The organism is Shewanella sp. KT0246 (assembly GCF_019654955.1).
In the GTDB taxonomy this organism is placed as follows: Bacteria; Pseudomonadota; Gammaproteobacteria; order Enterobacterales; family Shewanellaceae; genus Shewanella; species Shewanella goraebulensis.
In genome coordinates, this window is the sequence record NZ_BPEV01000003.1 from 1 (window position 1) to 18401 (window position 18401).

An 18401-nucleotide genomic window follows, 5' to 3' on the forward strand; every position below is an offset into this window, starting at 1 on the left:
TTATAGATAAAAAAATCGCCTTTTTATATTAAAAATTAAATAAAAATTGAAATAAGTTGTTGTTTAAGCAGGTTAATATTGGTTTTATTTTTTGTTAGCTCTAAGGCGTTTTATGCTGTGATCTAGCTCAATAATTTCCATGTTTTTATCCTTAAACTAGGTCTTGCTCAAATTAATTATATCGTTCGCTGAACTGCCAGGTTCGACGGCAAAAATATAAAGTAATGATGATTAGGAGTGGGACAATGAAACAGGCTAAATACAAGATAGCTGCACTGAGTGTGCTAGTTTGTCTTGGCATTGTTGGCAATGCGAATGCCGCTGGTAAATATGATAGCGTACCAGCGATGGGGAAGACGGCTCAAAAAGTTATTGCTAATTCAAATGGCGATGAAGAATCTAAAGGTGTTAAAACGCTTCAAGATTATATTGTTCAAGAAAAAGAACTTTTTGATTATTTATTCCAAAACCACCCTTTATTTAAATATCACGAAGAAGGTAACTTAGTGGGTGATTACCACATCAGTGACCGTGGTGAAGAATATTTAGATACCGGTAATAGCCAAAAATACAGTAAACGTGTTGGACGCCCAAGCGCGGTTCAATATCGTCTTGGTGCGAAATCAATTCTTGATTATCCAAACAAGTTTGTCGGACCTGAAAAATGTGGTGAGTGTCACGCGGTGCAATATGAAGCTTGGAGCCGCTCTCGTCACGCTAAAACTATTCGTTTCCCTGGGGAGCACGAAGAAGTTGATAACGATTTAAACAAAACCATGTACAACACTAAAGATACTTCTATCTTAGCGGATGGTATTACCCCTGATGCGATTTATGCAACTGTTGGTACGCCTCGTACAAAATATGGTTTCATTGATGCGTGGATGGTACGTGGTACATATCATATCCGCGATGGTTTACTAAAAGATGGCACTGGTAAAATGGTTGCTGGTGGTAACCAATTCTCTCGTGGTTGGGCTGAGTGGTTAACCCCTGAAATGGCAGCCAAAATCAATGCTGTTATCCCAGATTTTCCTGCAACAAATGAAGGTAAAGCATTTGGTTTAAGTGGTTCTCATCAAGTGGGCATGAGCTCATACGGCGCGAAATACGAAAAAGAAATGTTGTTCCAACCAGCTAGTTCTTACTGTGAAGTTTGTCATAGCTTTAAGTTTGACTTCCAGAGCAAAGATGAATACTTAGCTGCACTGGGCGATCCTGAAAAACTACGTGAACATACCATTTCTAAAGGTATTGCCTGTGAAGAGTGTCATGGCGCAGGTGGTCACTTAGACGGTGGTAATGGCGGCGGAATGCCATCTAACTGTGAACGTTGTCACCAACGTTTCAACTATGTTGATGAGTTAGCTGAAGCTGAAGAAGGCGAAGGCAAACTAGAGTATGCATTTAACGTGAAAATGAAGTCTGCATGTCCTTCTTGTGGTACCGAAGGTTCACAAATGTTTGCTTCTAAGCATTACGAAAAAGGCATGCGTTGTGCTACTTGTCATGATCCACATGAAGTAACAAGCAACGATTGGAAGTCTGGTTATACCAAACCGAAAATGAAGAAAGAGTGTACAGACTGTCATGCTGCGCAAGCAGAAATCGCAGCAAACACTAAAACACATAGCGACCAAAGTTGTTCAAGCTGTCATATGCCTAACATGGGTAGCTGTGAAAACTTCACCGCGATGCAGTTCCCTGACCAAGCTGGTTTCGATGCTGTTCGTAAGTCACACATGTGGAAAATCGAAGTAGACCCAACTCAGAAAACACTGAACCCACCAGAAGGTGAGCCACGTGAAGCAACAACGAAAGGTTGGACTGTTGCTAAGAACGCTGATGGAAACAACTACTTAGACTTAATGTGGTCATGTGCTCGTACTGCTATCTCTGACGACAACGTTGTTAACGGTAAAGGTTGTCACAGTCAGTTCCAATCTGAACTTGACCCAAGCCTACACTACGAAGATCAACAAGAGATCTACGGTGAAGTCATGAAGTTCCAGAAACCTATCAAAGAAACCTACGCTCAAGTAGTAGGTGCACTTGAAGCTATCGACCAACTACTAGAAGTGACTAAGTTATCTGTTGAAGATAAATCACAAGTTCTTCTGTTAGCAGATAAAGCACAAGATGCAGTGACCTTACTTGAAAAAGATGGTTCTTGGGGTGTCCATGGTGCGCGTTATACCCATAAACGTATTGATGCAGCATTAACTTACGTGACACAAGCTCAAGCCATTCTTAATGGTAAAAAAATGTAAAGCCCTGATGGCTACTGGCATTTGCTAGTGGCCATTTTTTAATAGCTCGGCATCAGCCGGTGCCGAGATATTTAGAGAGAAGAACATGAAAAAACTACTTAGCAAAATTTTGATTTCAGTATCGTTGTTTGTCGCAGTCCAAGCGCAAGTATTTGCGGGAGCGGGTGGAGACTTAATTCCTGTGCAAATAAATGACATTCAGCTAAATCCGATTTCAATGCGCGAAGCTGAGTCGTTAGTTGGCAATGAAGATGTTTATTTTTTTGATGTAAACACAATGGAATTATGGGCCGAAGGTTATATCCCTGGTGCTGTGTATTTCAATGTGAAGAACTGGAAAGAGTTACTTCCAAAAAATAAGGATGCCGTGATGGTTTTCTACTGTGCAAATACCTTGTGCACCTCAAGTGCGATGGCTGCACGAGAGACTGTAAAACTAGGTTACACAGGTGTTAGACATATGGCCGATGGAATTTACGGCTGGCGTTTGTCTGGCAGACCAACTGAACAACCATAACGATTTTATTACTGATTTAAAGCCTGAAGATGCGTCGTCTGCAGGTAACCCTTTTTAGAAGAGAGAGTGGCAAATGAAACTATTAAAGAAAACTACCATAGCCGTTGCAACGTGCATGTCATTGGTCTTATCTGCTGGCAGTTTTGCTACAGAGAACTTTGACAATGATGTTGAAAAACAGTCTTACAGCATGGGTGCTTCTATTGGTAACTACCTATCAAGTCAAATTTATAGCCAGTCAGAGTTAGGTGCTCAAATCGAAGTGCAGCAAGTCATTAATGGTGTCATTGATGCACTTAAGAATGAGCAAAAAATGTCAGATGAAGAAGTACTGACATACCTTAATGAACGCAGTGAATTGCTGAATTTATTAAGCACTCAAAAAATGGAAAAAATTGCCCTTGAGAGTAAAAAAGCCAGTGAGGCTTATCTTGCTAAAAACAAGGATAAAGATGGTGTGACTACCACAGATAGTGGGCTTCAATACGAAGTTATTACTATGGGTGAAGGTGTAAAACCTAACGCTGAAGATGTGGTGACCGTGAAATACAAAGGTACCTTAGTGGATGGGACTGTTTTTGATGAAACTACAGATCCTGTTCGTTTTGCATTGCTTACCGCCATTTCTGGCTGGGAAGAAGGTTTGCGTTTAATGCCTGAAGGCTCAACGTTCCGTTTCACTATTCCATCAGATTTAGCTTATGGCGAAGATGGTGCGGGTGAGATCCCAGGTGACACAGCACTTATTTTTGAAGTCGAATTGGTCAAGTCTGAAAAGCCAAGTGAAAACGCTAAAGGCATGGGGCTTAGCGGTATGGGAATGGATGGCATGATGGGTGCTCACTAGCACCTGGAACATTATTCATCATTGAGTGTTATCGCGATGAGTTTATTGATAGCGCTTAAAACAACTTTAAGAAGGAAGAGACACTTATGAATATTCTGGCCTTAGGTATCGCAGTATGCCTGAGTATATTTATCGGACTCTTCTGGATTCATCACTGTACATATAACCGTAATTTGAGCAGTGCAGTGATGAAAACAACCAATACAGTAGCTGAAACTGGTATGGCAATGCGTCCTCTTGAGTCTGATGAATTCAAGAATACGGAGTCTTACCAATATCCATTATGGATGTCAGTCGCTGTATTGATCTTTTCGTTATCTATATATGCCAGTGGAGGACATTTCCAAGGTTGGAATGAAGGTCAAGTAGATGAATCGGTAGATTACTTGATCGCAGCAAAAATTACTAAAGGCCGCGATCAAGTGGTTCAGCAACCACAAAATGAAATGGCATTAATGTCGCTAGCGCAGGCTTACGCAGAAGGAGGCTTATATGCTGACTCTGTGAACACGTTAGCTGAGCTAATTGAATTAGTTGGCGCTGATGCCGAGTTATTAGGCATGCAAGTTACATCAATGTACTACCGCGATGGTCGCAGGTTTTTACCTGAAACCCAGACGGTCATTGATACCGCGTTGAATTTGCAACGTGATGAGCTTAATACCCGAATGATACTGGCAACGGATGCTTACTTAAACGGTAAATATGCAACTGCGATAGATCATTGGCGCATTCTACTAACCAATCAAACACAACCTTTTAATAGACAATCTATTAATAATGCAGTTATGAAAGCAGAATTTAAATTGGATGAGTGAGTCGTTAATTCGTCATTTGAATTTGCAGCGAACCAAAAGAAACCAGTCAGCTAATGCTGAACTAGGGAGGATGTTGTGAGTGAAAATATAGAAAGACGGAGGTTTCTAAAAGGCATGGGAGCAGCGTCTTTAATATTGGGCCCTATGGGGTGTACCTCTGTTGAAGATGATAGTAAAAATGCCAACAAACCTCATTACGTCATGGTGTTTGATCAAAATAAATGTGTCGGTTGTGGTGAGTGTAAAGAGGCATGTAATGTCGCGAATAACTTACCTGACGGCAAATCTAAATTGTTGATGGAGCATCAATCGGGTGGTGTTGAAGGACTAGCTTGTCCGCATTGTGGTAAAGAGAAATGTAACTGCGAACGTAAGTTCGTGCGCGTTTCTTGTCAGCAATGTAAAAACGCCCCATGTGTCAGCGTATGCCCAACGGGTGCGGCACATAAAGATCCAGAAACAGGGATCGTTACCATGGATGCGAGTAAGTGTGCGGGTTGTAAATACTGTATTGGCGCTTGTCCATACAACGCACGTTTTATCAATGAAGAAACTGATGTAGCTGATAACTGTGATTTCTGTTTAAACACTAAGTTAGCAAAAGGTGAGTTACCAGCATGCGTACAACAGTGTAAATATGACGCATTGATCTTTGGCGATGCCAATGATCCAACGTCATACGTTAATAAGTTATTAGCGGTAAAAGACTCTGTTCGCATGAAGCCGCAGTTTGGTACTGAGCCAAGCCTTCGTTACATTCCAGTTGTTAAGTTGGGGGTATAAGATGGACGGTTCAATGGAATTTACCATGGGCTTATCTGAAGGGGTTGCTTGGCCTTGGCCAATTGCTGTTTACCTTTTCTTAGCCGGTATTTCGGGTGGTTCTTTAGTGGTGGCGTTAGCTATTCGCTTTTTTAAAGGGCAAACCGCAAATACTCCGCTTTACAAAGCGGCGAGTTTAATCTCATTCGTGACGATTGCTTTGGGGATGTTATGTCTAGTATTAGATTTAACTAATCCATTGTTTTTCTGGCGTATTCTTGTGTTTTACAACTTCACATCAGTGATGTCTGTTGGGGTTATTGCACTGTGTGTGTATATCCCGCTAACCGCTGTACTGTGTTTGTATGCATTTGAAGATGAAATCAAATCGATTCCGGCGTTAAGCATCTTGTTGCCAATCATTAATATGCTAAAACCTGTTCGCAAACCTTGCGAAGTGACAGCATTAATTTTAGCAGCGGCTGTATGTGCTTATACCGGTTTCTTGATATCTGCGTTAATCCGCTTCCCGTTAATTAATACAGCAGTATTACCTGCTTTATTTATTGCATCGGGTGTATCTGCGGGGGCTGCAGCGTCAAAAATGTTGTCAGTATTCTTGTTCAAAGAAGATATGCACAGCAGTGAACTTAAAATCCTTCATGGGGCTGAATGGCCAATCATGATTGCGGAAATTTTGTTTATTTGCATGATTGCTATGTCACTTGCGACAGGTAATGCAGGCGCACAATCAGCGTTTGAAGCATTTACATCTGGCGTGTGGGCAAATCTATTCTGGATTGGTGTTGTAGGTGTTGGGTTCTTAGGCCCTATCTTACTTAACTTCGCCACAGGTAAAACCTTTAGTCATTCAGCTAAAGCTTTTTACTTATCAGGTGTTTGCGCCATTAGCGGCATGATGTGTTTACGTTTGTTTATCCTGTACGCAGGACAAACCTACGCGATTTAATGTTTGCCAGAATCACCCTTAAGCCACATGACTTCCCTTAGTTATTTTTAAGGGTGATTCTTTTTAAAGCTAACGTTTTATTCTGTGTTTTAGTTGGAAGTTGAAATGAAAAAAATACTATCGATATTGTTATTCGCGCCATTGTTATTTGCTTGTAGTCCTGAAAATGTAGTGGCCGAGATTGATAGTCACGCCCATGGTATACATGAACATGATCGCTGTCATATGTGTGGCATGATGATCACTAAATATCCAGGTCCTAAAGGTCAATTACAGTTAGGAAATTTAGAGAATAACCCATCTTTTTGCTCAACAAGAGATATGTTTAGTTTCTTGCTTCAGCCAGAAAATACACGCCAAGTTAACCAAGTCTGGGTGCATGATATGGCGGCTACCTCTTGGGAAAACCCTCAAGATGAGCACTTCATTGATGGTAAGACCGCAACCTATGTTTACGGTACCAGTCGTCAAGCTGTTATGGGCCCAGCCGTAGCATCATTTAGCACAGTAGAAGCTGCTGAAAAGTTTGCTAATGAATATGGTGGCGCAGTTTTAGAATTTGATGACATCACCATTGAGTTATTGGGCGAAGGTATGGACCACAACTAAAATATTGAGAATATGGATATACGCTCAAATTATTAGTTTTATCGTCACAGTTTTTTGAAAGTTAGCGTTATAGTTTGTTCGAAAGTGAGAAATGAGATGAAAAAATTTGTTCTTCATTCTTGGCTAATGATGGGCGTTGCCTTAACGCCTTTTGCCTTTGCTGAGCAAATTTATACACATGATGGCACACAGCTTCAGTATCTGATTGATCAGGCCAAGCCCCGCGATACCTTAGTACTCGATAATCTGGTTTATCAGGGCAATGTCGTCATCAATAAACCCCTAACATTAATCGGTCAGACTGATACTGTCATAGATGCTCAAGGCATTGGCAGTGCCATTACAGTTGCCAGCAGTCATGTCAATATTAAACAACTCTCGATTGTCAATTGGGGCGCAGATCAGTATGAATTAAACGCTGGTGTCTTACTTAATGACGGCGTGACTCAAGTGTCTATATTGGATAATAACTTAACAGGTAATGGTTTTGGTGTGAGGGCTGATAACTCTCATCACATTGAAATATCTCAAAACCGCATCCAAGGGAATCCACAAATGTTTGTGCTAGATAGGGGCGATGGCATCTATTTAAAACGCGTGGATCATGCCGTTATCAATGGCAATGTGATTAAAGATGTAAGAGATGGCGTTTATCTAGAGTCAGGTAAACATAGTTTAGTTACCAATAATCAATTTTCTAAGCAGCAATACGGTATTCATTACATGTATACCGAAGATGATGAAGCCTTTAATAATGCAGCCACAAAAGTCGATGGTGGTTACGCATTAATGAACGCTAAGCGGATCAATCTGCATCATAATCAAGTTATTGGTGCAGCGACATTTGGTGTGTTGCTAAACATGACCAATGACTCAGACGTACATGCTAATCAAGTGAATAATATCGTTAATGCAACACCTAAAATGCCAACGGGCGATGAAGGTAAAAGCATGTTCATTTATGGCGCCCGTGATAACCGTGTTTATGACAATGAATTTGCCAATAGCGAAATAGGTATTTACATGGCGATGGGTGGCGAAGGTAATCAAATATACCGTAACCAGTTTATTAATAACCAAGCTCAGGTGAAGTACGTCGGCGATACGATTGTTGAATGGAGTCATAAAGAACAAGGGAATTATTGGAGCGGTTTTATCGGCTGGGATCAGTCAGGTGATGGGATTAGCGAGCAAGCTTATCAGCCAAGCGATCATTTAGATCGTTTGTATTGGTTATATCCTGAAGCGCACTTTTTATTGAAAAGTCCGGTGGCTTCGTTACTGCGCTGGACTCAGCAGCAATTTCAAATAATGCCAGAGGCAGGTGTGATGGACAGTTATCCAATGATGAGTCCAATTGCAAATTCCAATATTGGTTATGCCGCTGAATTAGCAGATGACCCATCTGGTCATTCAAACATGGTTTCTACAACTCAGTCTTCTGAGCATTCGTTAAGTAAGTAGGTTTTTATGCCAAGCAATTTAGTTATTCAGGTTCAGAACCTCATTAAGCAGTATGGTGAATTTACTGCAGTCGGCGATATTAGCTTGCAGGTGCATTCGGGGGAAACGCTAGCATTGCTGGGCCATAACGGCGCAGGTAAGTCTAGCCTGATAAAAATGCTGTTAGGCATAGTTAAACCAACATCAGGTCGTATTAGCATGATGGGTAAAACTGTTACGCACGAAAAAGATCGCCGTCAGATCAATCTAGGTTACCTGCCGGAAAATATCAGCTTATATGAAAAGTTAACTGGCAAAGAAGTGCTCAATTATTTTGCCGCGTTAAAGCGAATTGATAAATCTAAAGTGCTGCAAGTGCTCGAAGAATTCGGCCTTGGGCACGCACAAGATAAACCGGTTAAAAGCTACTCAAAAGGGATGAAGCAGCGTTTAGGTTTTGCCCAAGCAATATTGTCATCTCCTGACATTTTATTGCTCGATGAACCTACTGTGGGGCTTGATCCTCAGGCTTCATTATTTATGTATCAAAAGATTGATGAATTAAAACGCCAAGGGTGCGCCATTGTAGTGTGTACTCATGAGTTGGCCGTGGTTGAAGATAATATTGATCGTGCTTTTATCATGGCTGATGGCAAGGAGTTAGCCTCTGGGTGTTTAGAGACGTTGCGCCAATCAACCGACTTAAAAGTGTTGTTTAAAGGAGAGGAAATTAATCAAGCTATAGTCGCGGATGAGTTTTTAAATACATTGGCTGTGAATAATCAATTATTGATTCATCAAGTAGATAAACCAAGAGTCATGAAGTATCTCACGCAGCATTGTGGCGTTTATAACTTCTCTATTGAAGAACCTGGCTTAAGTGATATTTACCATCACTGCATGAATAACCGTCAGCAAAACGCTGCTTAAGGTATTGTGATGTTTACACCTATTTTGACCATCGCCAATAAAGAAATTAAGGACAACTTTCGAAATCGTTGGGTTGTGTTTATTGGTTTGATACTCACTAGTTTAGCGCTATTAATTACCTTTTCTGGCTCAGTTGTTAGCGGACAGTTAGTCATCCCCGAGCTACCCATGCTAATGGCAAGTTTAACCTCGATTGGGGTATTTATTTTACCTTTAACAGCGATATTGCTTAGCTATGACAGTTTTATCGGCGAAGAAGAGTCAGGCACTTTACTGTTGTTATTGTCTTATCCATTGAGTCGTAATCAGATTTTACTTGGTAAGTTGGTTGGGCATATTGCAGTGCTGACATGCACTATCGTGTTCTCTTTTGGCTTAACTGCGGTGCTTATTCATTTGTTTACTGGTACGTCGGCTTTATTACTATTGTCGATATTTAGTCACTTAATTGTCAGTAGCATTTTACTGAGCATGTGTTTTGTTTTAATAGGCTATGTCGTGAGTTTACAAGTGGTCGAGAAAGCTAAAGCAATTGCGATTTTATTATTTATTTGGGTTGCCGTGGTGTTGGTTTACGACCTTATTTTGTTGACCTTAATGGTGGCAGAATCCGCAGGTATCTCTAATGAATTACTGCAAGTGCTTATTTTACTTAACCCAAGCGACATTTTTCGTGGGGTTATGTTGGTGGCGGCGCCGCAATTAAATAATGCTGATAGCATAGCAGCGCTCATTCAATGGCCATTATCAAGCCTTTATGGGGCACTAATCGCTTGGGTTGGCGCTATGATGTTATTTTCTATGTGGCTTTTTCAGCGTAAGCGCTTATAGCGCTTGTCGGTATTAAAGGATAGGGATTCTGTGATTGTTTTCATTTATTCCGCGATTTTAGCCTAATAGCGGAGATAAATATTCCGTTGTTATCTAGGTCACAATCAAACTATCTAAGTAACTGTATTGTAAGATTTAAAATATACTAAGACTGAGTTGGTAATCACATATTTTTTGGACTAATTGTATTATGATCGCTCAGTGTAACATTCGTTCATAGTACAATTTTAGGTGCAGACAGTGCTAAAAATAACTTCATATCTAACACTTGATACTTCGGCCAAGCAACTGGTTAATCATCTTAGTGATGAGAAAATCCCACTGACTTTTTCTGAAAATGCTGTACTGATCAAACTGTTGGATGATAGCGAAGAAATTTGGACCAAAGAGCAATTACTTGCAGAAGGTTGGCCAGATAGAGTTGTCGCGCCTACATCATTAACCCAATGCATTAGTACATTACGCCGTAAGCTAGAACCTTTCTCAGAAATTCATTTAAAAGCCGTTGCAAGACGCGGTTACCAGTTGCACATTAATGAGCGTAGCCATGTAAAAATGGTATCGTTGACAGACAGTCACACTATACGTGCAGCATTTTTAGATGTCAGCGTAATGGTAAAAATTGCTGGAGCGCTGATTGCTATTGGGTTACTTATCTTGGCTTGGTATCAGTGCGAATATCATAAGGTGTTAAAGCAAACTTCCCTTTGGAAAAGTGATAAGCAAGTTGAGCTGAACATTGGTGGTGTAAAAGAAAGTGCTATTTTGCTGTATAAAAACGATACAGATCAACTGCATGAATCAAAATGGCAAAAGCATCTTGCGCCTGAAAGTAATATTGTGACTGGCTTGAAAGGTTTCAGTGCTTTTGCGTTAACTAATGGCAGTAATTACTCTTTTGCGTCATGCCCTGGTTACTCGCTAGATGATTGTGATGGTAAAGGCATTATAAACATTAACTCACTATCACCAGAGCCTGCTGGTTTAAACATGCAGCAGTTTGTGCCACTCAGTAAAACCATGGAAGATCGCATTCGCTATAACAGAGTCCTTATTCCACAAACAAGTTTAGATAATAGCGATGGCAATATTACCGAGCATCACTATCACGCCGATGTATATTTCCCTATTGCGGGGGAAAAACTGATCCGCGGCGATTTCAGTATTTCATTAGTCTACGAAGGAGATAAAAGTGGCCAAATCTATACCACCACCTGTATTACTGATGAAGACTGCATTACAACACCCATTAAATTGAAAACTCGCGGTAGATTTAATCAGTATCAGCAGCAAATTGGTGAGTACGATGTTGATGTGTTTTATACCAAAATTGAGCAGAAAGAGTTTATAAAGCCAGATTTTGTTACGCCGTCAGCCATGCGCTTTTATCGTGAAATACGCCGAGTCGATATACAAGAGACGGAAATGGTGTTTTTTAGAGTCCATCAAACTGATAATACTGCGGTATGGATCTTCCCATTCATGGACGGACTAGTAGCTTGGTCTAAGTATGAGAAAGTGAATTTTTAGAGATCAATTGATGATTGTATAACAGCAAAAATAATTAAATAAACAACAAAAAGCCGACTGTAAAAGTCGGCTTTTTAGTGTTTTACGCTTGCATGTATTTGCTTAAAGTAAGTATTAGCTAATCGTTATTTGATAAATGCGAATGCATCACCAAATAAGTGTGCTTCATCTACACCCATTTCACGGAATACTTCACGCGCTGCACCGACCATATCAAAGCGGCCTGCAATGTAGATGTCATAACCCACTAAGCTGATATAGTCTTGCTTAATCTGCTCAAGTAGATTGGCTTGTTTGCCATTCCAGTCTGCTGGTGCTTCTTCAACAACGGGAATAAATTCAAGCCAGTTGTTATCGGCGTGCCATTGACGTGCAATGGCTTGATAGTACATAGCATCTTCAGTACGGCAACCCCAATAAAATTGGGTTGGAGTTGTTTGACCTAAAGCAATTTGTTGCTCAATGATACTTTTGATGTAAGAAAATCCTGTACCGCCTGCCACCATGATACGCGGACGTTTGCTGTCTGAACGTAAAAAAGCATTACCAGCCGGCGCTTCAATATCAATGAACTCTTGTGTTGTTAAACGCTCAACCACTTGCATTGGGTAGCTTTCAGATACTGCGGCGCCAATATGTAGCTCAAGCAGTTCAGCATTTGGAGCCGATGCTATTGAGAAAGGACGTTTGTCTTTCTCTCCCATCACGATCGATAAATATTGCCCAGCTTGAAACTCAAAAGTCACTTCAGGCTTAAGAAATACCTGAAAAACAGCGTCATTAAACGCGGTGACTTTTTCTACTTTACAGCGAATGGTGTTCATCTAACGTCCTTTGTGACCCTTTCTTTGAAGGGTAATTTCTTTTTATATGTGGGTTCTAGGTCAAGCTAGTGTGATATAGATCACCATTATAGCGTTGGAGTGTCATCAATACCTAATTCTTCCCAAATATGATCAATCTTTTCTTTCACTTTAGGGTCCATCACTATTGGTGTACCCCATTCTCTGTCAGTTTCACCAGGCCACTTATTGGTAGCATCTAAGCCCATTTTTGAACCTAAGCCTGCCACAGGTGAGGCAAAGTCTAAATAATCAATGGGGGTATTATCCACCATGACAGTGTCACGAGTCGGATCCATACGGGTGGTTATGGCCCAAATAACATCTTGCCAATCGCGGCAATTGACATCTTCATCGACAATGATGATGAACTTGGTATACATAAACTGGCGTAAGAACGACCACGCTCCCATCATCACGCGTTTAGCATGACCTGCGTATTGCTTACGAATTGAAATTACAGCCATACGGTACGAACAGCCTTCAGGCGGCAGGTAAAAGTCGATTATTTCAGGGTATTGCTTACGTAGAATAGGCACAAAGACTTCGTTAAGTGCAACACCTAGCATGGCTGGCTCATCAGGTGGACGGCCAGTGTAGGTGCTGTGATATATGGCATCTTTACGCTGTGTCATGTGGGTAACGGTAAACACAGGGAACTTGTCTGTCTCGTTATAGTAACCAGTATGGTCACCATAAGGGCCTTCTTCTGCCATTTCTTCTGGGTCTATATAACCTTCTAAAATGATTTCGCTGGTGGCCGGAACTTCTAAATCACAGCTTAATGCTTTGCACACTTCAGTGCGTTCGCCGCGCAGTAGCCCTGCAAATGCGTACTCACTCATAGAATCAGGAACAGGAGTGACCGCGCCTAAAATAGTGACTGGATCTGCGCCCAAAGCCACAACAACAGGGTAGCGTTCACCTGGATGCTTCTCTTTAAAATCTTTAAAGTCTAATGCGCCGCCGCGGTGGTCAAGCCAGCGCATAATCAGCTTATTTTTACCCAGCAATTGCTGGCGATAAATGCCTAGGTTTTGACGTTTCTGGCGAGGACCTTTAGTGATGGTCAGTCCCCAAGTCACTAATGGTGCCACATCGCCAGGCCAGCAATGCTGGACAGGTAATTGGGTTAAATCAACATCATCACCGGTTATAACCACTTCCTGACAAGGTGGGTTACGCACGGTTTTAGGTGGCATATTCAAGGCTTGCTTGAATTTAGGGATTTTTGCGATAGCGTCTTTAAAACCACTTGGAGGCTCTGGCTCTTTAAGGAAGGCAAGCAATTCACCGACTTCACGCAGCGCTAATGGATCTTCTTTGCCCAGTGCCATAGCGACACGTTTAGGAGTACCAAATAGATTAACTAACACTGGCATGCTGTTATCTGTTGGGTTTTCAAAAAGTAGAGCTGGACCACCTGAGCGCAATACGCGATCGGCAATTTCAGTCATTTCCAGATTGGGATCAACAGGGTAACTAATACGTTTAAGTTCACCGTTAGTTTCGAGGTGATCGATGAAGCTACGTAAATCCTTAAAACTCATGGCTTATTCACTCGTTTATTAATAGCGCTTTGAGGCGCACTATAGCATTTTTATAATATTGGGTTAAGCCAAGATTATTGGTTAAGCGCCTTTTTAAGGTAAACTGAAATGAATCAAGTTTGTTCATTGTTTTAGTCTTATTCTTTGGAGTATGGCTCAGGCATTACAAGGCTAATTAACTAGAATTCAGGTTAGTTAGGGACTTTAGCTTTATAGGTAAAGATACAGCCAAGGAGCGATTCTATGACAACATTAGCTTATCGACATCCTTTTCAGCCTCAAATAATGCATGGTTTAATTGGCTGGTTTACGTCGAACTTTATCGAGGCCAGTAGAGCGGGCGTTGGCAGCCAATCTCGTCATCTTTATCAGGCATTATTTTTAATCCTAACTGTTGTGTTAACTGTTTACGCTACTGGGATCAACGCTGAGGTTTATAATACGCAGCAATTATCAAAGCTGACTGCTGAAGCTAACTCAGAGCATCAAGGTTCATATTCTACTGGTCGACATTCTAGCGATCGTTATTCTCGGCATTCAGGTTCATCGGTCAGGTGGGGCGTAGGTTATAACAATTATTGGGGGCCCAGTGTCGGCATTGGTTGGAGCAGTGGTTGGAACAATCGCTGGCATAACCGCTGGGGCTATAATGGTTGGGGGGGAAGATGGGGGAATGGCTGGCGTTATCCTTATCGATACGACTATTATGATCGTCACTATCGCAATCAATATATGAATAATTCAGCGCCAAGATCTAATTATGTTGAGCCTGTGACCCAAATTGAGCCACCTAAAAGAACGACGACCAGTATTCAATATGCTAAAGGGTTAACCCATTTACCTGAAAACGCCCGTGTTATTCAGCGTGATGGCCAAACTTTTTATGAGTGGGATGGTAAAGAATATTACTTTGATTGGTCTACAGAGCGTTATGTAGTGTTGGAAACACAGCGACAGTAATTGAATCGAACTAAGATTATTGTAGATTATCTTTGATTTCTTTAATAACCATCAGATTAACAAACACTTGTCTAGAAAGGTAAAAGCCCTAATGAATCCATTTCATTAGGGCTTTTGTGTTGCATTGTCTTGCGACATTTTATCGTTACATATTGTTGTTTTTATTCCCTGTAACGTACTTCAAAATAGCCGCTGTTGTTTTATGGGGGTAACAACAGCAATTATTAAGAATGAACTGACAAACTTACTTGTAATTATATTTTTATTATCCCTTCCCAAACGCTTTGCACCGATGAGAAGTTAAGTAAGTTTGTCGTAACACGTTAAGCATGAACTTAATGCCTATACCATTAAGTTCAGCTTAATAAGTTGACAAGAAGAGTTGTGATTTCATTAATTTTCGCTGGGGACCGAAAATTAATATCAAAACAACCTATCTTGCCGAAACTGCTAATGACTTTTAAACCAACTCGCTTAACTTAGTGGTCAAATGTCACTGTAAAATTGACAAGAAAAATGACTGTATCTATCTAACTGTCGCTGGGGGACGAGAGTCAAAGCCACTTATCTTGCCTGAACCGCTAATGATGACTCGAGGCAAACTAATCAAACAATTTGCTCGAGCTGTCACTGTAAAATTGACAAGAAAAATGACTGTATCTATCTAACTGTCGCTGGGGGACGAGAGTCAAAGCCACTTATCTTGCCTGAACCGCTAATGATGACTCGAGGCAAATTGATCAAATAATTTGCTCGAGCTGTCACTATAAAATTGACAAGAAAAGTAACTGTATCTATCTAACTGTCGCTGGGGGACGAAAGTTAAAGCCACTTATCTTGCCTGAACTGCTAATGATGTTCAGAGGCAAATTGATCAAACAATCTGCTCGAACTGTCACTATAAAATTGACAAGAAAAGTAACTGTATCTATCTAACTGTCGCTGGGGGACGAAAGTCAAAGCCACTTATCTTGCCTGAACCGCTAATGAACCAATATGCTAATTATATTCATCGTTTAAACAAGTTAATTGCCATTAATTGCAACTAGCTGTTGATTTAGTTGCGTTAGCTTACGTTGTAAGTTTGCAATTTCAGCTGTAATGGCACTTTTTTTCATATTCGATACAAGTTTATTATCTTTTTTTCTTACCCACTGGTAGATGGTTTTAGCTGACACACTGTATTGCTTTGCTACATCCGAAATTAATCGATTATGTTGCTGAACTTCTACGATCACTTGTTGTTTAAGCTCGTTTGAATAGATTCTATTTAATGTTGTCATAACGCTACCTACTGCTCTAACTTGTCGATGCTATTGTCTGTTCCACTTTCTTAACCGAATTCACCAATCTAGGTGGATAAATTAATCTGTTCGCTAAGTGCTATTTATTGTTGATGTTGTTTTCAACATCCCAGCAGCTAAAACCTAGGTGATTGAAGAAGTTCCATTGATACTGGCATTGCTCGAAAATAGCTTTTAAATGATCCATGTTGTTCTCCTTTATATTTCTCTATGTTCTAAAGTTGCTGTTATAAAATGAGTCCTACTTACGCAAAATTGGTCAATTATCAACCTACCTCTTAGGTGGTATATATCTATATGGAATACTTGTGCCAATTTTAAATTAAATATTTATTCGTTTAAAAACAAGTGTTTATATTTTTAAAGTGTTAACTCTAAAATGTGGTTATGCTCCAAGGTGGTGCGATAGTTCTTTTTTGGTGCAAAGTTAAGATTAATTGGTAAAGTAAATTAACCATAGATTTGGGCTATGATAGTAACCTAACTTTGTGTCAGAAATTTGAACCTGAATATAGGCATGAAAGTATTATAAAGCTGAGAGCTGAGAGCTGAGAGCTGAGAGCTGAGAGTGGAATATCATGAATTGTATTCGCTGGTTATTAATATCTATTCAATAGGGTTAAATGCTTGAACTGTGGACACAAAAAATCCATGCCCCTTTAGCTACACTTAGAGTTGCTTAAGTTACATGGATTTAATTTAGTGCTATGTATTCAATATTTTTGTTTTAACTATGTAATATCAACGGCTACATAATTACATTAAGAATATTGTTGCCAATCCTAAGAATGCGAATAAGCCAATGACATCTGTGACTGTGGTAAGTACCATTCCGCCAGCGAGTGCTGGGTCAATGTTTAGCTTTTTAAGAAACAATGGAATACTCGCCCCAGCTAAGCCTGCTACGGTCATGTTGATTAGCATCGCGCCACCAATCAAGCCGCCTAAAGCAATGTCATCTTTCCAAAGCCATACCGCGAAAAATACCAGTACTGACCACATGATCCCATTTAGGAAGCCAATGGCTAATTCTTTACCAATAAGCCAGCGAGAGTTACTTTGACCAATATGACCTAATGCGATACCACGGATAACCAATGCGAGAGTTTGGTTACCTGCCACACCGCCCATACTGGGCACAATAGTCATTAAGATCGCAATCGTAGCAAACTGCTCTAATGTGCCTTCAAACATGTTGCTGACTGATGCAGCAAGTAATGCGGCAAATAAGTTGATGGTGAGCCATAGAGAGCGTCTTAAGGTGCTTTTCATGACGGGGCCGAAGGTATCTTCATCATCATCCATACCTGCCATCCCCATCATGGAGTGTTCGGCATCTTCACGAATAACATCGACGACATCATCAATGGTGATACGACCTAGCAGCTTTTGTTCTTCATCTACGACAGGAGCTGAGATCCAATCATGACGTTCGAATAACTGAGCGACTTCATTGTCAGGCATATCAACCGGGATACTTTCAAGCTCCGGATCCATGATGGTCCGGATAGTTTCACTTGGGTTACAGGTGAGTAAATCTGCTAGCCGAACGCCACCAAGTACATGATCGTTTCTATCAACCACATACAAGGTGTCCGTTGTATCGGGTAAGTTGCCACGTTGACGAAGGTAGCGCAGTACCACATCAATATTGACGTCAGGGCGTAACGTGACGGTATCTGTGTTCATGATACTGCCAGCAGTATCATCTGGGTAAGATAATGCTTGTTCGACACGATGGCGATCTTGACTGCTCATTGATTGCAGTACTTTTTTATAAACGGCGTCAGGGAGACTTCTTAAAATGTAGGCTAGATCATCGGTATCCATGCCCGAAGTTGCTTGAGCCACTTTTTCAGGTGACATACCACTGATCAAGGAATCTTTAAGTTCTTCACCTAATTCTTCAAGGATCTCACCCGCTTGCTCTTGGTCAATGAGTTGCCATAGGACTTGGCGAGTTTTGGGGGGTGAAGATTCAAGAATGAGGGCGACATCGGACGCTGCCATATCATGGAGCATATTTCTAACGTGGACAAACATGCCGCTGCCCAAAGCTTGAGTCAGCTGATTTAGGCGCTGTTCAGTAAGCTCGCTGTCGATTACTTCGATACCCATTCGCCACTCCTCAAAATTTCGATTGCCAATATTAACTTAACAGGGTGGAAAGGGAGAAGCAGTTTCTATTTCTAGCTAAGTTACTGCATAAAAATTAAGC

At 40.8% G+C, this 18401-nt stretch carries 16 protein-coding genes; 12 read left to right on the plus strand and 4 right to left on the minus strand.

The genetic code is table 11. From position 1 onward, the window contains the following. Positions 1-245: 245 nt before the first annotated feature. The 11 genes from K5Q58_RS02035 to K5Q58_RS02085 all read left to right on the plus strand — a co-directional run bounded on the left by K5Q58_RS02035 (position 246) and on the right by K5Q58_RS02085 (position 11527). The gene (locus K5Q58_RS02035) at positions 246-2270 is read left to right on the plus strand and encodes a multiheme c-type cytochrome (protein ID WP_220752066.1); all 2025 of its coding nucleotides are present in this window, start codon (positions 246-248) and stop codon (positions 2268-2270) included. Positions 2271-2355: 85 nt separating this feature from the next. Beyond that, entirely contained in the window at positions 2356-2787 is a 432-nt protein-coding gene (locus K5Q58_RS02040) for a rhodanese-like domain-containing protein (protein WP_220752068.1), read from the plus strand. A gap of 73 nt (positions 2788-2860) precedes the next feature. Next, positions 2861-3634, plus strand: coding sequence for an FKBP-type peptidyl-prolyl cis-trans isomerase (locus tag K5Q58_RS02045; RefSeq protein WP_220752070.1), 774 nt, complete (start codon positions 2861-2863; stop codon positions 3632-3634). An 86-nt stretch (positions 3635-3720) separates the two neighbouring features. Continuing rightward, positions 3721-4452, plus strand: a complete 732-nt coding sequence (locus tag K5Q58_RS02050; protein ID WP_220752072.1) for a nitrite reductase — start codon at positions 3721-3723, stop codon at positions 4450-4452. A gap of 75 nt (positions 4453-4527) precedes the next feature. Then, positions 4528-5235, plus strand: coding sequence for a 4Fe-4S dicluster domain-containing protein (locus K5Q58_RS02055; RefSeq protein ID WP_220752075.1), 708 nt, complete (start codon positions 4528-4530; stop codon positions 5233-5235). A gap of 1 nt (position 5236) precedes the next feature. After that, a complete protein-coding gene (nrfD, locus tag K5Q58_RS02060) occupies positions 5237-6184 on the plus strand; it encodes an NrfD/PsrC family molybdoenzyme membrane anchor subunit (RefSeq protein ID WP_220752077.1) in 948 nt (315 codons plus the stop codon). 105 nt (positions 6185-6289) lie between these two features. Continuing rightward, entirely contained in the window at positions 6290-6793 is a 504-nt protein-coding gene (locus tag K5Q58_RS02065) for a nitrous oxide reductase accessory protein NosL (protein WP_220752079.1), read from the plus strand. Positions 6794-6889: 96 nt separating this feature from the next. Continuing rightward, entirely contained in the window at positions 6890-8257 is a 1368-nt protein-coding gene (gene nosD / locus K5Q58_RS02070) for a nitrous oxide reductase family maturation protein NosD (protein WP_259651205.1), read from the plus strand. A 6-nt stretch (positions 8258-8263) separates the two neighbouring features. Further along, entirely contained in the window at positions 8264-9166 is a 903-nt protein-coding gene (locus K5Q58_RS02075) for an ABC transporter ATP-binding protein (RefSeq protein WP_220752081.1), read from the plus strand. A gap of 9 nt (positions 9167-9175) precedes the next feature. Continuing rightward, positions 9176-9997, plus strand: a complete 822-nt coding sequence (locus tag K5Q58_RS02080; protein WP_220752083.1) for an ABC transporter permease — start codon at positions 9176-9178, stop codon at positions 9995-9997. 240 nt (positions 9998-10237) lie between these two features. Continuing rightward, entirely contained in the window at positions 10238-11527 is a 1290-nt protein-coding gene (locus tag K5Q58_RS02085) for a winged helix-turn-helix domain-containing protein (protein ID WP_220752085.1), read from the plus strand. A gap of 125 nt (positions 11528-11652) precedes the next feature. On the opposite strand, the gene fre is transcribed toward K5Q58_RS02085, so the two are convergent. Both fre and ubiD read right to left on the minus strand, forming a co-directional pair. Next, positions 11653-12351, minus strand: coding sequence for an NAD(P)H-flavin reductase (gene fre / locus K5Q58_RS02090; RefSeq protein ID WP_220752086.1), 699 nt, complete (start codon positions 12349-12351; stop codon positions 11653-11655). Positions 12352-12437: 86 nt separating this feature from the next. After that, positions 12438-13919, minus strand: a complete 1482-nt coding sequence (gene ubiD / locus K5Q58_RS02095) for a 4-hydroxy-3-polyprenylbenzoate decarboxylase (RefSeq protein WP_220752088.1) — start codon at positions 13917-13919, stop codon at positions 12438-12440. A gap of 243 nt (positions 13920-14162) precedes the next feature. On the opposite strand from ubiD, the gene K5Q58_RS02100 reads away from it, so the two are divergent. Then, positions 14163-14879 (plus strand): hypothetical protein, encoded by a 717-nt coding sequence (locus K5Q58_RS02100; RefSeq protein ID WP_220752089.1) that lies wholly within the window; start codon positions 14163-14165, stop codon positions 14877-14879. Between the two features lie 1025 nt (positions 14880-15904). Here the strand turns inward: K5Q58_RS02100 and K5Q58_RS02105 are convergent. Together K5Q58_RS02105 and mgtE are read right to left on the minus strand one after the other, a co-directional pair. Beyond that, on the minus strand, positions 15905-16162 hold the full coding sequence (locus K5Q58_RS02105) for a transposase (protein ID WP_220752090.1): 258 nt from the start codon (positions 16160-16162) through the stop codon (positions 15905-15907). A 777-nt stretch (positions 16163-16939) separates the two neighbouring features. Next, a complete protein-coding gene (mgtE, locus tag K5Q58_RS02110) occupies positions 16940-18301 on the minus strand; it encodes a magnesium transporter (protein ID WP_220752091.1) in 1362 nt (453 codons plus the stop codon). Positions 18302-18401 lie beyond the last annotated feature (100 nt).